This window comes from Spirosoma knui (assembly GCF_054780635.1).
In genome coordinates, this window is sequence record NZ_BAAGVY010000015.1 from 89,358 (window position 1) to 104,418 (window position 15,061).

General features: G+C 53.3%; 11 protein-coding genes. 4 read left to right on the top strand and 7 right to left on the bottom strand.

The window, feature by feature from the left end; genetic code table 11:
* Positions 1-25: 25 nt before the first annotated feature.
* On the bottom strand, positions 26-757 hold the full coding sequence (locus ACYVIY_RS24895; RefSeq protein ID WP_460979266.1) for an NUDIX hydrolase: 732 nt from the start codon (positions 755-757) through the stop codon (positions 26-28).
* Between the two features lie 313 nt (positions 758-1,070).
* Here ACYVIY_RS24895 and ACYVIY_RS24900 point away from each other — a divergent pair, with 313 nt between their 5' ends.
* From ACYVIY_RS24900 to ACYVIY_RS24910, 3 genes are all read left to right on the top strand, one after another.
* Positions 1,071-4,529, top strand: a complete 3,459-nt coding sequence (locus tag ACYVIY_RS24900) for a ThuA domain-containing protein (protein WP_460979228.1) — start codon at positions 1,071-1,073, stop codon at positions 4,527-4,529.
* Positions 4,530-4,623: 94 nt separating this feature from the next.
* A complete protein-coding gene (locus tag ACYVIY_RS24905; RefSeq protein WP_460979229.1) occupies positions 4,624-5,004 on the top strand; it encodes a hypothetical protein in 381 nt (126 codons plus the stop codon).
* Positions 5,005-5,159: 155 nt separating this feature from the next.
* Positions 5,160-8,480, top strand: coding sequence for a glycosyl hydrolase (locus ACYVIY_RS24910; RefSeq protein ID WP_460979230.1), 3,321 nt, complete (start codon positions 5,160-5,162; stop codon positions 8,478-8,480).
* Between the two features lie 141 nt (positions 8,481-8,621).
* Here ACYVIY_RS24910 and ACYVIY_RS24915 read toward each other — a convergent pair whose 3' ends face one another.
* Positions 8,622-9,113 (bottom strand): hypothetical protein, encoded by a 492-nt coding sequence (locus ACYVIY_RS24915; RefSeq protein ID WP_460979231.1) that lies wholly within the window; start codon positions 9,111-9,113, stop codon positions 8,622-8,624.
* Positions 9,114-9,527: 414 nt separating this feature from the next.
* Between ACYVIY_RS24915 and ACYVIY_RS24920 the strand changes: the two genes are divergently transcribed.
* Complete coding sequence (locus ACYVIY_RS24920; RefSeq protein ID WP_460979232.1) at positions 9,528-10,466, top strand: sugar phosphate isomerase/epimerase family protein; 939 nt, start codon at positions 9,528-9,530, stop codon at positions 10,464-10,466.
* 11 nt (positions 10,467-10,477) lie between these two features.
* On the opposite strand, the gene ACYVIY_RS24925 is transcribed toward ACYVIY_RS24920, so the two are convergent.
* From ACYVIY_RS24925 to ACYVIY_RS24945, 5 genes are all read right to left on the bottom strand, one after another.
* On the bottom strand, positions 10,478-10,981 hold the full coding sequence (locus ACYVIY_RS24925; protein ID WP_460979234.1) for a DinB family protein: 504 nt from the start codon (positions 10,979-10,981) through the stop codon (positions 10,478-10,480).
* A gap of 179 nt (positions 10,982-11,160) precedes the next feature.
* Positions 11,161-11,511 (bottom strand): hypothetical protein, encoded by a 351-nt coding sequence (locus ACYVIY_RS24930; protein ID WP_460979236.1) that lies wholly within the window; start codon positions 11,509-11,511, stop codon positions 11,161-11,163.
* A 79-nt stretch (positions 11,512-11,590) separates the two neighbouring features.
* Positions 11,591-12,505 (bottom strand): hypothetical protein, encoded by a 915-nt coding sequence (locus ACYVIY_RS24935; protein WP_460979237.1) that lies wholly within the window; start codon positions 12,503-12,505, stop codon positions 11,591-11,593.
* 242 nt (positions 12,506-12,747) lie between these two features.
* On the bottom strand, positions 12,748-13,359 hold the full coding sequence (locus tag ACYVIY_RS24940) for a 4'-phosphopantetheinyl transferase family protein (protein WP_460979238.1): 612 nt from the start codon (positions 13,357-13,359) through the stop codon (positions 12,748-12,750).
* Between the two features lie 28 nt (positions 13,360-13,387).
* On the bottom strand, positions 13,388-15,040 hold the full coding sequence (locus tag ACYVIY_RS24945) for a PfaD family polyunsaturated fatty acid/polyketide biosynthesis protein (protein ID WP_460979239.1): 1,653 nt from the start codon (positions 15,038-15,040) through the stop codon (positions 13,388-13,390).
* Between the last annotated feature and the right edge of the window lie 21 nt (positions 15,041-15,061).

Here is a 15,061-nt window from a genome sequence, read left to right on the forward strand (position 1 = left end):
ATCTACGGTACGGAACCCGTAAACGTTACGTCTCCTTTAGGAAGCGGTACAGGTAGGGCGCTTTGTTAGCTGCGCCGGTAAACTTCTTGTCCAGGCGCTCCAACACGTTCAGGTCCAGGATCTTCTTCTGAAAATTATTCCGGGCAAACGGCTTGTCGAAGATCGCTTCGTAGAGTTCCTGCACTTCCTTCATCGTAAACGTTTCCGGGAGCAGGTTAAAGCCAATCAGTTTGTGGTCGAGATTCAACTGAAGCGTTTCAAGGGCGCATTTCACCATCTCGTTGTGGTCCATTATCAGGGTGGGCAACTGGTTGATGTCGTACCAGTCGATGGACTCGTCAATCTCACTTTTCTGAGGGATGACCTTGTTTATATCCACCAGCGCGTAGTAGCCGATGGATATAAACCGGCGGGTGATCCAGTCAAACCCCTTTTGAATGAAGTGACTTCCCCCAATCTTTTCCTTGTTCAGCTCGATCATTCGCTTCAGAAAGCGGATGTTGCTGCGTTCGGTGTCCCCAAATATGCGGAACTGCTCCAGATAAATATCTTTGATTCCGGTCCGACCCTCCAATATTCGGCGGGCAGCCTGGTCAATGCTTTCATTCTGATCAATGTATCCACTTGGCAATGCCCAGAAATCACCCTTGAAATCCAGTTTAGGCACCAATACTTTTAGCTTACGTTCCTGATAGCCAAAAATGACGCAGTCGATAGAAAGCTGTTGAATATAGTTTTGTTCACTTAGCGCATTCATGGTGTATTCAGTAAGCCAGCGAGCGGATTGTCTACTCACTGGTGCATAAGAACGTATCAGGTAAGGAGGCTGGCTCGCTCACCAGACCTCTTTTAATCGTATAACGTAGTAGGTGCTAATGAGTAAAGAACGTCGCAGCACCATGTTAATAAGCCTTTATTGAGAATTATAAGGGAATAAGGGGATAAGGCTAAAAGCTCCAGCTTATGACTATGCAAATATAGAGTTGAATAAAATTTATTGTCTACTAAAAAGACAATAAAAAGATTTCCTCTTACATTTGTTCAATAATCGTTCGTTAACCGTTTCTCCAATGAAAGCTAACCGCCTGGTAGCCATCGCTCTTTTATGCAGCGTATGGCTCGCTTCCCTTCCGCTATATGCTCAATCGCCCAAAATCAACGTATTAGTCTTTAGTAAAACGGCTGCTTTCCGGCACCAGTCCATCGAAGCCGGAAAAAAGGCGCTGGCCAAAATGGCAACGGAGAAAGGATTTGGCGTGAGTTTCACGGAGGATGCCTCTCAGTTCACCGAATCGAATCTAAAAAAATTCAACACCGTCGTGTTCCTGAGCACCACCGGCGACGTGCTCAACAACGAACAGCAATCGTCGTTCGAGCGTTACGTGCAGGCGGGTGGGGGCTATGTGGGTATCCACGCGGCTACCGACACCGAGTACGAATGGCCCTGGTACGGCAAACTGGCCGGTGCCTACTTCCTCGACCACCCCATGCCCAATAATGTGCAGAAGGGCAAGTTCATCGTCGCGATGAAAAACCACTGGGCTACCAAAGGCATGCCCGACGAGTTTGAGCGCAGCGATGAATTTTACAGTTTTAAAGACATCTCGCCGAAAATCAACGTCGTCCTGAAAATCGACGACAAGAGCTACACAGGTGGCAAGAACCCAGATTTTCACCCGATGAGCTGGTATCAGGAGTTCGACGGTGGCCGCGCGTTTTACACGGCAATGGGCCATACCGACGAAACGTTCGCCGAACCCCTGTTTCTGAACCACCTATGGGCGGGGATTAATTACACAGCCGGGGGCGACAGCCCGAAATCGCTAGACTTTTCAAAAGCCCGGCCGGAAGAAAACCGGTTTAGCAAAGTGGTTCTGGCCGAGAAACTCGACGAGCCGATGGAACTGAGCGTACTAGGCGACGGACGGATTCTGTTCATTCAGCGCAAGGGCGAGGTTCGGCTGTATAACACCAAAACCAAAGAACTGAAAACCATCGCCAAACTACCTGTTAGCGTTAAATACGTGAACAAGGAAGGCAAGGAGTCGATGGGTGAAGATGGCCTGCTGGGCCTGAGTAAAGACCCGAACTTCGCGCAAAACCATTGGATTTACCTGTACTATTCGGACCCGAACGCATCGCGGAACGTACTGGCCCGCTTCGAGCTGAAAGGCGACGAACTGGTGATGGACTCGAAGAAAGAAATGCTCGACGTAGCGACCCAGCGCGAAGAGTGCTGCCATACCGGCGGTTCGATTGCCTGGGACCGTCAGGGAAATCTGTACCTCTCGACGGGTGACAACACCAACCCGCACGGCTCGAACGGCTTTAGTCCCAGCGACGAACGGGAAGGCCGCAGCGCCTGGGATGCGCAGAAGTCGTCGGCCAACACCAATGACCTGCGCGGTAAGATCATCCGCATCAAACCCCAGCCCGACGGTACGTACACCATTCCCGAAGGCAACCTGTTCGCCAAAGGAACCGCCCAGACGCGCCCCGAAATCTACACGATGGGTCACCGTAACCCGTTCCGTATTTCGGTAGACCCCAAAACCGGTTACCTGTACTGGGGTGAAGTTGGCCCTGATGCCGCCAAACCCGATGCCAATCGCGGCCCGGCGGGTCATGATGAAGTCGGACAGGCGCGTAAGGCGGGTAACTTCGGCTGGCCCCATTTCGTGGGCGATAACAAAGCCTACAACAAATACAACTTTGCGGCCAACACCTCCGGCGAGAAGTGGGATGTAAACGCGCCAAGCAATACGTCGCCCAACAACACCGGCCTGAACGTGCTGCCACCGGCTCAGAAAGCCTTTATCTGGTATCCGTATGATGCCTCGTCCGAATTCCCCCTAGTAGGTGCCGGTGGCCGTAATGCCATGGCGGGTCCGGTGTTCTACTCGGATAACTTTGCCGGAGCGCCCCGTGCCTTCCCCAATTACTATGATGGTAAGCTAATTACTTACGACTGGATGCGTGGCTGGATTATGGCCGTTACGATGGACAAGGACGGTAATTATCAGTCGATGGAGCGCTTCATGCCGAGCTATAAATTCAGCAACCCGATGGATATGGAGTTTGCCGATAACGGCGACCTGTACATGCTCGAATACGGCTCCGGCTGGTTCACCGCCAACGACGATGCCCGCCTGATTCGCATTGAATACAACGGCGGCAACCGCAAGCCGCAGGTGCAGGTAGCCGCCAACAAGCTGGGTGGCTCGGCTCCGCTGGCGCTGAAGCTCAACGCGCAGGGAACCACCGATGCCGACGGTGATGCGCTGACGTATTCCTGGAAAATTGCGTCGAAAAACGGCTTCACGAAAGTCGTAAACACGCCCGACGCAGCTATGACACTGGCAAAACCAGGCGTTTATAAAGCAACGCTGACGGTCAACGATGGCAAAGGCGGAGTAACGTCGCAATCCATGGACATTACGGTAGGCAACGAAACGCCCGTTCTGACGGTGGACATGCCCGGTGCCAACAAATCGTTCTACGTAGCCAACAAACCGTTCAGCTACGACGTGAAGGTCAGCGACAAAGAAGACGGTACGCTGGGCAAAGGCATTGACCCCGATCGCGTAGCCGTCAACATCGATTATCTGGCCGAGGGCTATGATCAGATCGCTATTGCGCAGGGTCACCGCTCGGCCGATGCCAGCGCGCTTACGGCTACGGGCAAAAAACTGCTCGGAGCCAGCGACTGTAAGGCGTGCCACAGCGTAGCGAAGAAGTCGATCGGGCCAGCTTACATCGACGTAGCGAAGAAATACAAAAACGATAACTCGGCCCTGGAGCGGCTGACTAAGAAAGTGATCACGGGCGGTGCGGGCGTCTGGGGTGAAACGCCCATGTCGGCTCACCCCCAGCTGTCGACCGCCGATGCCTCCGAGATGGTCAAGTACGTACTGAGCCTGTCGAGCGAAGCCGCCGGTGCAAACGCGCTGCCGGTGAAAGGAAGCTATACAGCCAAACTGCCTTCGGGCGATAAAGGCAAAGGTGTTTACATTGTGCGGGCTTCCTATGCCGACAAAGGAGCCAAAGGGCTGCCGTCGCTGCGGGCCGAGAAAACGTTTGTGCTGCGGAATGCGGTAGTTGATGCGCACGGCTTCGACACGTACGACAACGTGAACAAGATGTCGTTTGGTGGCAACAACCTCGCCATCCCGTCAAAATCGGGCGCTTACATGGGCATCAAGCAGGTGGACCTGAACGGCGTAACCGCGTTCAAGATCATGGCCGTAGCGCCCAAACCTCAGCTCAATGCAAAAGGTGGTAAGGTTGAGTTACGCCTGGACAGCCCGACCGGTAAGCTCATTGGAGAGTCATCATTCCTGGCGGCTTCCGATAAGATGGACTTCAAACCCGCCGAGTTGATGGCTCCGGTCAAGCTGCCTGCTGGCTTCGACAATAAACCGCACGATGTGTACCTGGTGTACGTGAATCAGAACGAGCCCAGCGGCAGCCTGATGGTGGTGATGGCCGTAGAAGCGGTTCTTAACAGCGCAAACCTGTCAAGCCGGTAAGTTGCGCATACATCGGTACGCCTGGTCTGCCAGGCGTACCGATGTATCTGGTTCATAACCCATTATTTGCTCTCACCCTTAATCAAATAGATTCATGAAAAAAGTAAGCTTGTTTTTCATCATGTGCATTCTGCTCGTTGCCGTCAAAGGCATAGCGCAGGCACCCGCTCCCGCTGATTTCTTCGCCGACAAATGGGAGATCGTAGTAACGGGAACGCCTAACGGTGACGCCAAATTTGTTACGAACCTCGTCCGGAAAGACGGCAAACTTACCGGTCAGCTAGCCGACCCTACCGATCCATCCCGAGAAAAGATTCCCCTCACCAGCATCGAAGAAAGTACCGATAAGCTGTCTATGGCTTTTACGGCTCAGGGTTACGATGTTACTCTTGAACTGACGAAAGTCGATGATGACAACCTGAAAGGCAGCCTGATGAATATGTTCGATGCAAAGGCAAAGCGTCTGAAAAATTAAGTAGACTGGAAGGCGCTTGACAAAATGAGGACGGAAATTGAGCCCCGTCCTCATTTTATATTTACCCGTTTTGACTAACTAAGGTTCACCTGGAAGTCCCCATACGTAACCCCTTATCGCTCAACCCCTATTCCTGACTAAACCCTACCTTTCCCATGAAACGATCTCACGTAATCCCTAAAGCGACCGGACTGTTGCTGGTTTTGTCGCTGCTCAGTCAACCGGGGCTGGCACAGACTGGCTCTACACTCAAAGGCGGTTTTCAGACTCCACCCAATTCAGCTAAACCACGAGTCTGGTGGCACTGGATGAACGGCAACATTACTATAGAAGGGATTCAGAAGGACCTCGAATGGATGAACCGCGTGGGGATCGGCGGTTTTCAGAACTTCGACGCTAGTTTATTCACGCCCCTGGTCGTTCCGAAGAAGCTGGTCTTTATGACCCCCGACTGGAAAGACGCGTTTAAGTTCACGACCGATCTGGCCCAGAAACTACAGCTTGAAATGGCCATTGCCGGCTCACCGGGCTGGAGCGTTACGGGTGGTCCCTGGGTGCAGCCGCAGGATGGCATGAAGAAATACGTCTGGACCGAAACGCGCGTCAGTGGTGGGCAACCCTTTTCGGGTATTCTACCGCAGCCACCGGCAACTACGGGCAATTTTCAGCATGTCGCCCTGCCCAAAGCGACCATGCTGGGCGGAGCCGCCGGCGAGCTACCCACCTTTTACCAGGATGCCCTTGTGGTCGCGTATCGCGTTCCCAATACCGACAAACTCCTCACGGCCTTCAACCCGAACGTAACATCCAGCGGTGGTACGTTTAGCGTAAGCGAACTGACCGACGGGGATCTCAATACGACGAAGCACCTCCCCCCCACCGCCGTAGGCGAAGATATGTGGATTCAATACGAATTTGAGACGCCCCAGACCTTCAAAGCGTTTTCAGTCGCGGGAGCCAGTCATGTTGGCCTGGAAGAGTTCAACGGAGGGCCTGAGAACCGCTCGCTGAAAGTCAGTGACGATGGCACTAAGTTCCGGGAGGTTGCCACGGTTCCGGGTAGCATCGTTCCCCAAAACACCGTAAGCATTCCGCCTACGACCGCTAAGTTCTTCCGGTTTACGTTTAAAACGTTACCGCCCGAGGTGAACCGGTTTGCTGCCATGATGGGCGCTAAGCCTGAAGTGCCTAAACCCGCCGGGGTCGACGTAGCAGAACTGGTGCTGCACAATACCGACCGTATCCATTTGTTTGAGGACAAAGCCGGGTTTACGCCCTGGAAAGAAACGGGTCCACTGCCAACCACCACCCAGACCGACGCCATTCCTGCCGAAGACGTAGTCGATCTGACCGCGAAGATGACCCCTGATGGTCGTCTGACGTGGACGCCCCCCGCGGGAAACTGGGTCATTATCCGGTTGGGTTATTCGCTGACGGGCCGTCAGAACCACCCGGCTTCGCCCGAAGCAACCGGCCTGGAAGTGGATAAACTGGACAAGGCAGCCGTCCGGAAATACATCGATACGTATCTCGACATGTACAAGGATGCCACGGGTGGGCAGATGGGCGCTAAGGGGTTGCAGTACATGGTGCTGGATAGCTACGAAGCGGGCCACATGACCTGGACGAAAACCTTGCCGGAGGAGTTTGCCAAACGGCGTGGCTATGACCTCAAGCCCTGGATTCCGGTCCTGACCGGGCGCGTCGTGAAAAGTGCCGAAGCCAGTGAAAACTTCCTGTGGGACTTTCGCCGGACCATCGGCGAACTCATCGCCGAAAATCACTACGATGTCATCGGTGAAGCCCTGCACCAGCGCGGTATGAAACGGTACACCGAGTCGCACGAGAACAAACGGATCTTTCTGGCCGACGGTATGGACGTAAAACGGAACGCTGATATTCCTATGTCGGCCATGTGGACGCCGGGCAGTTTAGCCGGTGGCGCTGACGAGGAAGTGCGCAGCAAAGCCGACATCCGGGAGTCGGCATCAGTGGCTCACATCTACGGCCAGAACCTGGTAGCAGCCGAGTCCATGACCTCCGTCGGCAACGCCTTTACGTTCCATCCCGAGAAACTCAAACGGACGGCCGATATGGAGATGGCGTCGGGATTGAACCGCTTTGTGATTCACACCTCCGTGCACCAGCCGCTCGATGATAAGAAACCCGGATTTTCGCTGGGACCCTTCGGCCAGTATTTCACCCGTCAGGAAACTTGGGCAGAACAGGCAAAACCCTGGATGGACTACCTGGGTCGCAGTTCGTATCTATTGCAACAGGGCAAATTTGTGGCGGATGTCTTGTATTACTACGGAGAGAACCATAACATCACCAGCACATTCGCCACGAAACTACCCAGCATTTCCGGTTACGAGTACGATTTCATTAACGCGTCGGCCCTGATGAATCAGGTGCAGGTGAAGAATGGCAAGCTCGTCACCCCGACTGGCATGGCCTACAGTGTGCTGGTGCTGGACGAGACGGCGAAACTGATGACCGTACCCGTACTCAAGAAAATCAGAGATTTGGTCAAAGCAGGCGCTTACGTTACCGGCGCTAAACCCGAAAAATCACCTAGCTTAAGCGACAGTCCAGCGGAATTTACGGCCCTGGTCAATGAAATCTGGAGCAAGCCGACGGTATCGGTGAACAAACCCGCAGCCGACGTATTGAAGTCCATGAACGTACCGGAAGATGTCCTGATCAGCAACGCCAAAGCCGAAGTCCTTTACGTACACCGCCAGACCGGCGACGAAGATATTTACTGGCTGAATAGCCGCAGCGAAAACCCGAACGATGCCGAGCTTAGTTTCCGGGTGACGGGCAAAGCCCCTGAATTGTGGAATCCGCAGACGGGAGCGGTTGAAAAGGTGTCGTACCAGGTCAAAAACGGACGAACAGTAGTGCCTCTTCATTTTGAATCGTGGGACGCTTATTTCATTGTCTTTAAAGATAGGACCACCGCAACAACGTACACCAAACCGGCGGTTACGGTAACACCAGTCTTAACCCTCTCGTCACCCTGGACGGTCACGTTCAAAACCCGCACGGAAGCTAAAAATATGACGTTTCCGCAATTAACGTCCTGGTCAGAACATCCTGACGCCGACGTCAAGTACTTCTCCGGTACTGCCGCTTACAACACCCCGTTTACCCTTGCCAACGTAGTAAAAGGTGGTCACTATGAACTGGATTTAGGGGACGTAAAGAACTTGGCCGAAGTTGTCGTTAACGGCAAGAATGTAGGAACCGTCTGGAAAAAGCCGTTTACGCTGGACGTAACGGACGCGCTGAAAGCCGGTGCCAACACGCTGGAAGTGCGGGTGACTAATCTTTGGGTAAATCGGCTGGTTGGCGACGCCAAGCTTGATCCGAAGCAACGGACGACGTTTACGACAATGCCTTTTTACCAACCCGACTCACCACTGTTGCCATCGGGTTTATTAAGCCAGGTGCGGGTAATTTTGAAAAAATAGAAGTCGTTCTACAGCTTATTTAGGATTTTCAGAATAGATAAGAACGTAACGTTTTTGTCATTCCGAGGCCCGGTCGTGCCTCGGAATGACAAAAACACGCTCAATCTAAAACTCTAAACAGCTTCACAGATCGCGTCGACACTAAATAATGCTTTCCTGATACTTGTACATTATAGGTCCCCGTAAGGCCGCCTGTAACTTCCTGGCTAGTTCATCCATGTACAGGAAGCCAATGGTTTGCAGCGATGTACGGCTTTTGGTGTAAGCAATCGCAATCGTTTTACCGGTGGCACTCCCCCCGGTTTTATCTGCCATGTCGAAGATGCGGCCCGAAAGTTTAACGATTCCGGTGCTAACCACCAACTGCCCTTCAAACACTAATCCTTTGGCCGCCAGCGATGAATTCTCGCCAGACCGGATCAGCAAGCCGTCGTTATTGACCGTTACGCCAATCGGCTGCTCAGCCAAAATCTGCATAATGGTCTGATAAGCTTCTTTATCGGCCAGACTTGTTGACAGGATAATCATGTTGGCTCCCCGGAACGGCTCATGTTGAGCCTGGCAGTAGTTAGAACCAACTAAAATCAGAAAGGCTACCCAATAGCCCCATTGCAGACGGAAGATGTGTTTCATGCTTGTAACGTTAAGATTAGTTTGATTCAATTATTAAGACGGTAAAATCAGCAGGCGTCATCATAAATTTATTTTCGGCAACGAATCGAACGTAATCAATTGCCGGTTTGTCAGCATTCAAAAACCGCTCAGCCTACTTCAGCGGCTGAAAAAGGACTTTCTTCGACAGCAGAAACTGAATCGCGGCCCACGCATAAACTGTAGCGGTCACTAGTAGTAAGGCTTCCACACGTAACGTTTTAAGGTAGTTCTATACAAACTCCTCTCTACTAACTTTGTTTCATGTGTTACTGTGCAGACGTTTGCAGCGAACGGCACCGGGTAAACGTAGCCTGTGAGAATTAGCGTAAATGGCAGAAAAAACTTAAGTTTCCCAGCCTGAACCGTTATCGCTAACTCCGACAGCTTCACCTCATGTCATCAACTCGTCGTCATTTTCTGGGTTCGCTGGCTGCCCTTACCAGCGCTACGTTACTGACTGGTCGTCAATCGCTGCTGGCGGCTTCGGTAGACCCTCCAAAATCTGTCTCCTGCAATGCGTATACCTGGGGTACGTTTTACAGTCGGGAAAAGAAGCAATGGATGGCCAATCCGGACGCGTCATTCGCCGAGTACGTACAGACTGGCTTAACGGCCTATGAACCCTCGGTCAACGACGCTGATGAGGTACATAAACTTGCGCCTTATCTGGCAAAGTATAAACTGACAATGCCGTCGCTCTACGTAAACAGCACGCTCCACCGCGCCGATGACGCTCAGCAGTCTATTGACTCAGTATTAGCCATCGCCGATGCTGCCAAGCCTCTCGGAACTACGATTGTAGTCACGAACCCCAGCCCGATTAAATGGGGTAGCGACGACGACAAGAGTGATGCGGACCTGAACGAGCAGGTTAAAAACCTCGACCGACTCGGAGCCGAGTTACGTAAACGCGGCCTGGTGCTGGCCTACCATACCCATGCTCCCGAGCATCGGCAGGCCGCCCGCGAATTTCACCACATGCTGGTAGCATCCGACCCTAAACACGTATCGCTTTGCCTGGACGCCCACTGGGTGTATCGGGGATCGGGCAACTCGCAGGTCGCCCTGTTCGACGTTGTGAAGCTATACGGTAAACGAATCGTCGAAGTGCACATCCGGCAATCGAAAGGAGGTATCTGGCAGGAGACATTCGGCGATGGCGACATCGACTACCGCCGACTGGCCAATGACCTCAAAGCGCAGGGGGTTCGTCCGTTGCTGGTGTTGGAACAATGCCTGGAAAAAGGCTCGCCAAACACGATGGGGCCCGTTGAAGCGCACCGGCAGGATCTGGCCTACACCAAACAAGTGTTCGCGGGTCTACTTCGATAAACGGAGCAGTCTCAGCTTTTCCAGGCACCCAGCAAGCGCCGAATCAGGATAATTTCGCCAACATGATACGCCGTATGATCGCCAATTAGCAACGCTTCGCGAAGCAGATTCTGGCCATCACCGTGCGCGAAGGGAATATATAAATCCCGTTCGGGATCGTTCAATAAGGCAATGAACGCCCCCCGGTCCTGCTTAATCTGCTGCAGGGCCTGCTCCCAGGCGGCCTCATCAGCAGGTGCTGCTTCCCTCGACCAATAGCCTTCCGGCCACGGTGGCGATTGATGATTGGCATCCCGGGAAAACTCCAGAATATCCCACTGCGCAATGCGGATATGATCGACCAGTTGCCAGATACTATACGGAAGCTTATCGGGTTTCACCCCGCGCAGCGAGGCCGGCAAGTCGTTAAGCGCCCCGTCGAGCGACTGATGGGCGTTACTCCCGGTCAGAAATTGAATAAGCTGTTCGCGTACCGCAGCGGTGGCCTCGGCAACCGATGGTGTTGATGGTGTCATAACGTTACGTAATAAACAAAGACTGACGTTCGTACTGTCTGCCAGTACATTTCTATCACGTAATATCTTTTAGGGCTGCTTTGTTCGGCGTAGTCGGCAACGCGTATCTATATTTCTGATCTATTACGTATTGGGGGATGCAACCCAACACCAGCCTGTGGAACATCACCGGATGATTTCTACAGTAACTCACCCAATAGAAACGGCCGCGACGGAGCCCGGTGACTGACGACGGCCTGATCTAATTTGTGTAAGAACAACTGCTGATCAGGCTCCAGCCGATTTTCGGGCATAGCCTGGTGCAGCGCTTTCGCCACCGACAAGGGCAGATTGAGTTGATAGGATTTGTCGGCCCGGCGGTCCAGCCAGGCGCTGAGCCGGTGGTGTTTCCAACTGGCTCGATAGTCGAGCAACACCAGCATTGCCACATTCTGAAACACCAGGTCTAAATTTTGCTGGCCCTGTGTGATCTGCCACAAAAAGCTGATCATGCCTTTGAATTCATTGGGATAAAGCTTTAGGCGAAGCATGGCGGTTGTTTTCGGTAAATATACAACCAGCCCAGTTTATCCAGTCTGTTCTTCAGGTCAATAGGTCAAGGTCGCAGCCTCAGAGCAGCACTGACGCAAACGTACTTAGTTTAGCCGCCGTCGTTTTAGGGTTTAGTATATACGCCGATTGCGGCACCGGATCGGCCAGCAGCCATTGCCCTTTGATGAGCCAGGACGTACCAACGGCTACCAAAGCCAGCCACTCCATCCAGAAGATCGGCTTGTAGGTAGTCATCCCGAAAAGTACTTGCTGTTGCGTATGTTTATCCAGCCAGCCTGGTTTCGACAGGGCTACAATGGTAAACACGATGACCGTAATGGTAACGGCACTCGTGCGATACAGGCGGTTGCGGCTGCGAGCCTGTTTGCTCGTAGAACGGTTACTGCGTGCAAACAGGTAGAACAGCCCAGCCATAGTCAGCAAGAAAAAAGCGGCAAATGCCTTGTGCAGTTCCTCACCTATTGCATTGGGATGGTACGTATACGTGCAGCATCCATAAATGTCTTTTGAGGTTGGCAGGAAGGCCACCATGCTGATGCAGATACCAGCGAAGCGAGCCGCAATAACCTCAGCGCGATTGTCGCCTTTGTAAAGAAACAAAAACAGACCCGTCGTATACAGTACACCAACAAAAACGAGGCCCATAGTGGTGTAGTAATAATGGCTGACCGAAGCCAGCACGACTGTACAGCTATCGAAAGCAGCCGAACCCGCCATCAACACAAGCGGGAGCGAAATACTGAATAGGCCAAACACGCCCAGCAGTTGAGCCTGGACAGCTAACCGCCTGTCTGCGTTTAGAAACCGGCTGGCCCATGTGGTGCTTACCGACCCATTAATGCCGTTTACGCCGAACCTGAAGGCTTTAATCCAGAGACAGACGCAGCCGACCCCTGCCAATCCATAAGTGAGGAACGATTGAAGGTGTTTAACGAGCAGTAAACTAGAGCAGTAGTGATGCAGCTTATCCATACGAGTCAGCCGGGTTCATTGGTTAGATGAGGTGCTCAAAAGTAGATTGTCCGGAAAGGCTGCGCCGAAAAATGTTGTGAACGACAATTTTTGGTATGTCAACCGCAGAAATAAGTGTATATCGGGAGTGGCCGCTCATCGGCAGATACCGACAAAACGCGGATTAAGCCATCGGTCAGACGCTCACGTTGCGGGACGTACCCGTAAACAGAGGAAGTGAGAAGGTAGGATTCACCAGGCAATCAGGGCATCATCTGTAGACAGACCGTTAGCCAGTAATTAGGCTCTTCCAGCTGATAAAACTGATACGGTTCGGCAGGCAAGTGCAGTCGCCAGGCTGCCCCATCGGGCACGAACTGGATTTCGCTGAGGGACCAGCGCTTATCCGTTGCTTTTAGAAAAGCCTCTTTAGCCGTAAACAAACGTAAAAACCGGTCGCTTCGGATCGACTCAGGGACTGTCAGAAGTGCTTTACGTTCTTCTTGCGTAAGAACGTGCTGAAACAGCGTTACGTCGATGTTTTGTTTTGCTTCCAGATCAATGCCAATCGGCCGTGCAGCCACCCCAACTCCATACCAGCCGTTTGCGTGTGACAGACTGAAATGGGGTCGTTGAGAACCGTATACGGCCGGTAAATACGGTTTACCGGTGGTTGTGGTCGCCAGAAAAACGGACCGGGCTGCTACGCCCAGATACGTAGCCAGCTCCTGTTTCAGCAGGGTACGGCCCGTCAAAAATTCGAGTTGTTTTTGTGGACTACGTAACCGCTGATAACGCGTCTGCTCTCCCGCGTCGAGCAGACGCGTATCCGGGATAATTTCGTGCTGCGGCTTACATACCAAAACGTAGTCCATCGTCGACGAAACAGAGATGACAATAAAACTAAGCGGGCTGGATATGTACCTGTTTATAATGACCCGGCAGGTGAATGCCCCACAGGGCCAGGTACTGAATCCGATTCAGGTAAACCGCGCCGGTGAGCAACTGCAACGCTACGTCGGCGGCCCGCCGGTTTTCCCACGCCTGAAGCCGGGAGCCTTTGACCCAGGCGTTAAACGCCCCCATCGCCGGTCCACACCAGATCTGATAATCCAGTTCCCGCCCGGCTACCCCCCGGTTCGCCCATACCGACGACAGCCCCAGGTACCAGCGAAATACAAGAGCCATTTTGCGTTTGGGATTGTCGGTCGCTACCACAATCTGTTCGGGATCACGCTCCGAGAAAAAGTCGATACAATGCTGCCAGATGGTCTGGAAAGAATCGCCGAAGACAGTTTTCTCCAACATAGCGCGTTCTTTTTCGGGAATAGCCTCCCAGCTCAGGTACGCGTTATAGAGATCATACAACTTCTGCGCCCGCAGGCCGAAGAGCGTTCCCTGTTTGGCAACCTGGAGCTTCACCCCCATCTCGAACATATCGGCGGCTGGTGCCATCATTACGTCGGTCATGTCGATGTTCGCCAGGATAGCCCGAACGTGATCGGAGGTTCCCGCTTCCCGGCAGCTTTGGTTAACGGACCCGGTTACGATGTACGAAGCGCCCATGGCAAAGGCTCCGGTTACGGCTTCCGGCGTGCTAATGCCCCCGGCCGCCCCAATGCGAACGGTTTGCGCATAATTCTGCTCAGCCTGAATCTGATCGCGCAGGGCCAGCACAGCGGGCAGCAGGCAAACCAGCGACCGTTTGTCGGTATGCCCTCCCGAATCAGCCTCGACGGTGATGTCGTCGGCCATTGGCACCCGCGCTGCCAGTTCAGCCTGTTCCGGTGTGATGCTTCCCCGGCCAACCAACGTTTGCAGTATACTGTCCGGCGCGGGCTTAAGGAAAGCGGCTGCTACCTCTACCCGCGACACTTTGGCAATAACCCGATTGGCTAACTGAATCGTCCCATTCGGCCCCCGGCTGATGCCCGCCACCCGGTAACGCACCACATGCTCGGTCAGACTCAGGAAAGCCGATGCTTCGATGACGCGTACCTCTTTTTGCAGATACAGGTCAACCGCTTTTCGTTCGAGGGCTTCTTCGCTGGGGCTATGAATCAGGTTGAACGCATACGGTCCGTTGGGTAGGGCCTGTTGAATCTGGTCAATGGCCTGCTCAATCCGGGACGGAACCAGCCCACCCGCCCCAAACGAAGCCAGCATCCCCGCCTTACCGAGCGCTATCACCAGTTCTTCGGAAGCAATGCCGTTGGCCATCGCACCGGCCATGTAGTTATATCGAGTGCCATAGGTCTGCCGGAACAAAGGATCACCGAGCTGCTCGGGCTGGTAAGCGGGCAAAGTTGCCAGGAGTTCCATGGAACAGAGTAGGGACCTATCGGTCGTCCCCATCGTGGTGGCGGCTCCGATTCGTCCCTGTTTATCCCGCACCCAGAAACACGGCTGATGTCGGGCTTCAAGTATCCGCCGAATTCCTGGTTCATCGAAGCTGACATCCGTTTGGTTGCCAAACCATTTCGCCGTTACCCACCCCTGATCGGCGGTGATCCCGTTCGACGGCAGCGATTTTATACTTAACTCATGTGCAATCATTGCCTGATCCACTCAATAGCG

What these genes read in the sequence shown, in the direction of transcription:
- ACYVIY_RS24895 (WP_460979266.1), bottom strand. Translation starts at nt 757, where the DNA reads ATGAATGCGCTAAGTGAACAAAACTATATTCAACAGCTTTCTATCGAC.
- ACYVIY_RS24900 (WP_460979228.1), top strand. Translation starts at nt 1,071, where the DNA reads ATGAAAGCTAACCGCCTGGTAGCCATCGCTCTTTTATGCAGCGTATGG.
- ACYVIY_RS24905 (WP_460979229.1), top strand. Translation starts at nt 4,624, where the DNA reads ATGAAAAAAGTAAGCTTGTTTTTCATCATGTGCATTCTGCTCGTTGCC.
- ACYVIY_RS24910 (WP_460979230.1), top strand. Translation starts at nt 5,160, where the DNA reads ATGAAACGATCTCACGTAATCCCTAAAGCGACCGGACTGTTGCTGGTT.
- ACYVIY_RS24915 (WP_460979231.1), bottom strand. Translation starts at nt 9,113, where the DNA reads ATGAAACACATCTTCCGTCTGCAATGGGGCTATTGGGTAGCCTTTCTG.
- ACYVIY_RS24920 (WP_460979232.1), top strand. Translation starts at nt 9,528, where the DNA reads ATGTCATCAACTCGTCGTCATTTTCTGGGTTCGCTGGCTGCCCTTACC.
- ACYVIY_RS24925 (WP_460979234.1), bottom strand. Translation starts at nt 10,981, where the DNA reads ATGACACCATCAACACCATCGGTTGCCGAGGCCACCGCTGCGGTACGC.
- ACYVIY_RS24930 (WP_460979236.1), bottom strand. Translation starts at nt 11,511, where the DNA reads ATGCTTCGCCTAAAGCTTTATCCCAATGAATTCAAAGGCATGATCAGC.
- ACYVIY_RS24935 (WP_460979237.1), bottom strand. Translation starts at nt 12,505, where the DNA reads ATGGATAAGCTGCATCACTACTGCTCTAGTTTACTGCTCGTTAAACAC.
- ACYVIY_RS24940 (WP_460979238.1), bottom strand. Translation starts at nt 13,359, where the DNA reads ATGGACTACGTTTTGGTATGTAAGCCGCAGCACGAAATTATCCCGGAT.
- ACYVIY_RS24945 (WP_460979239.1), bottom strand. Translation starts at nt 15,040, where the DNA reads ATGATTGCACATGAGTTAAGTATAAAATCGCTGCCGTCGAACGGGATC.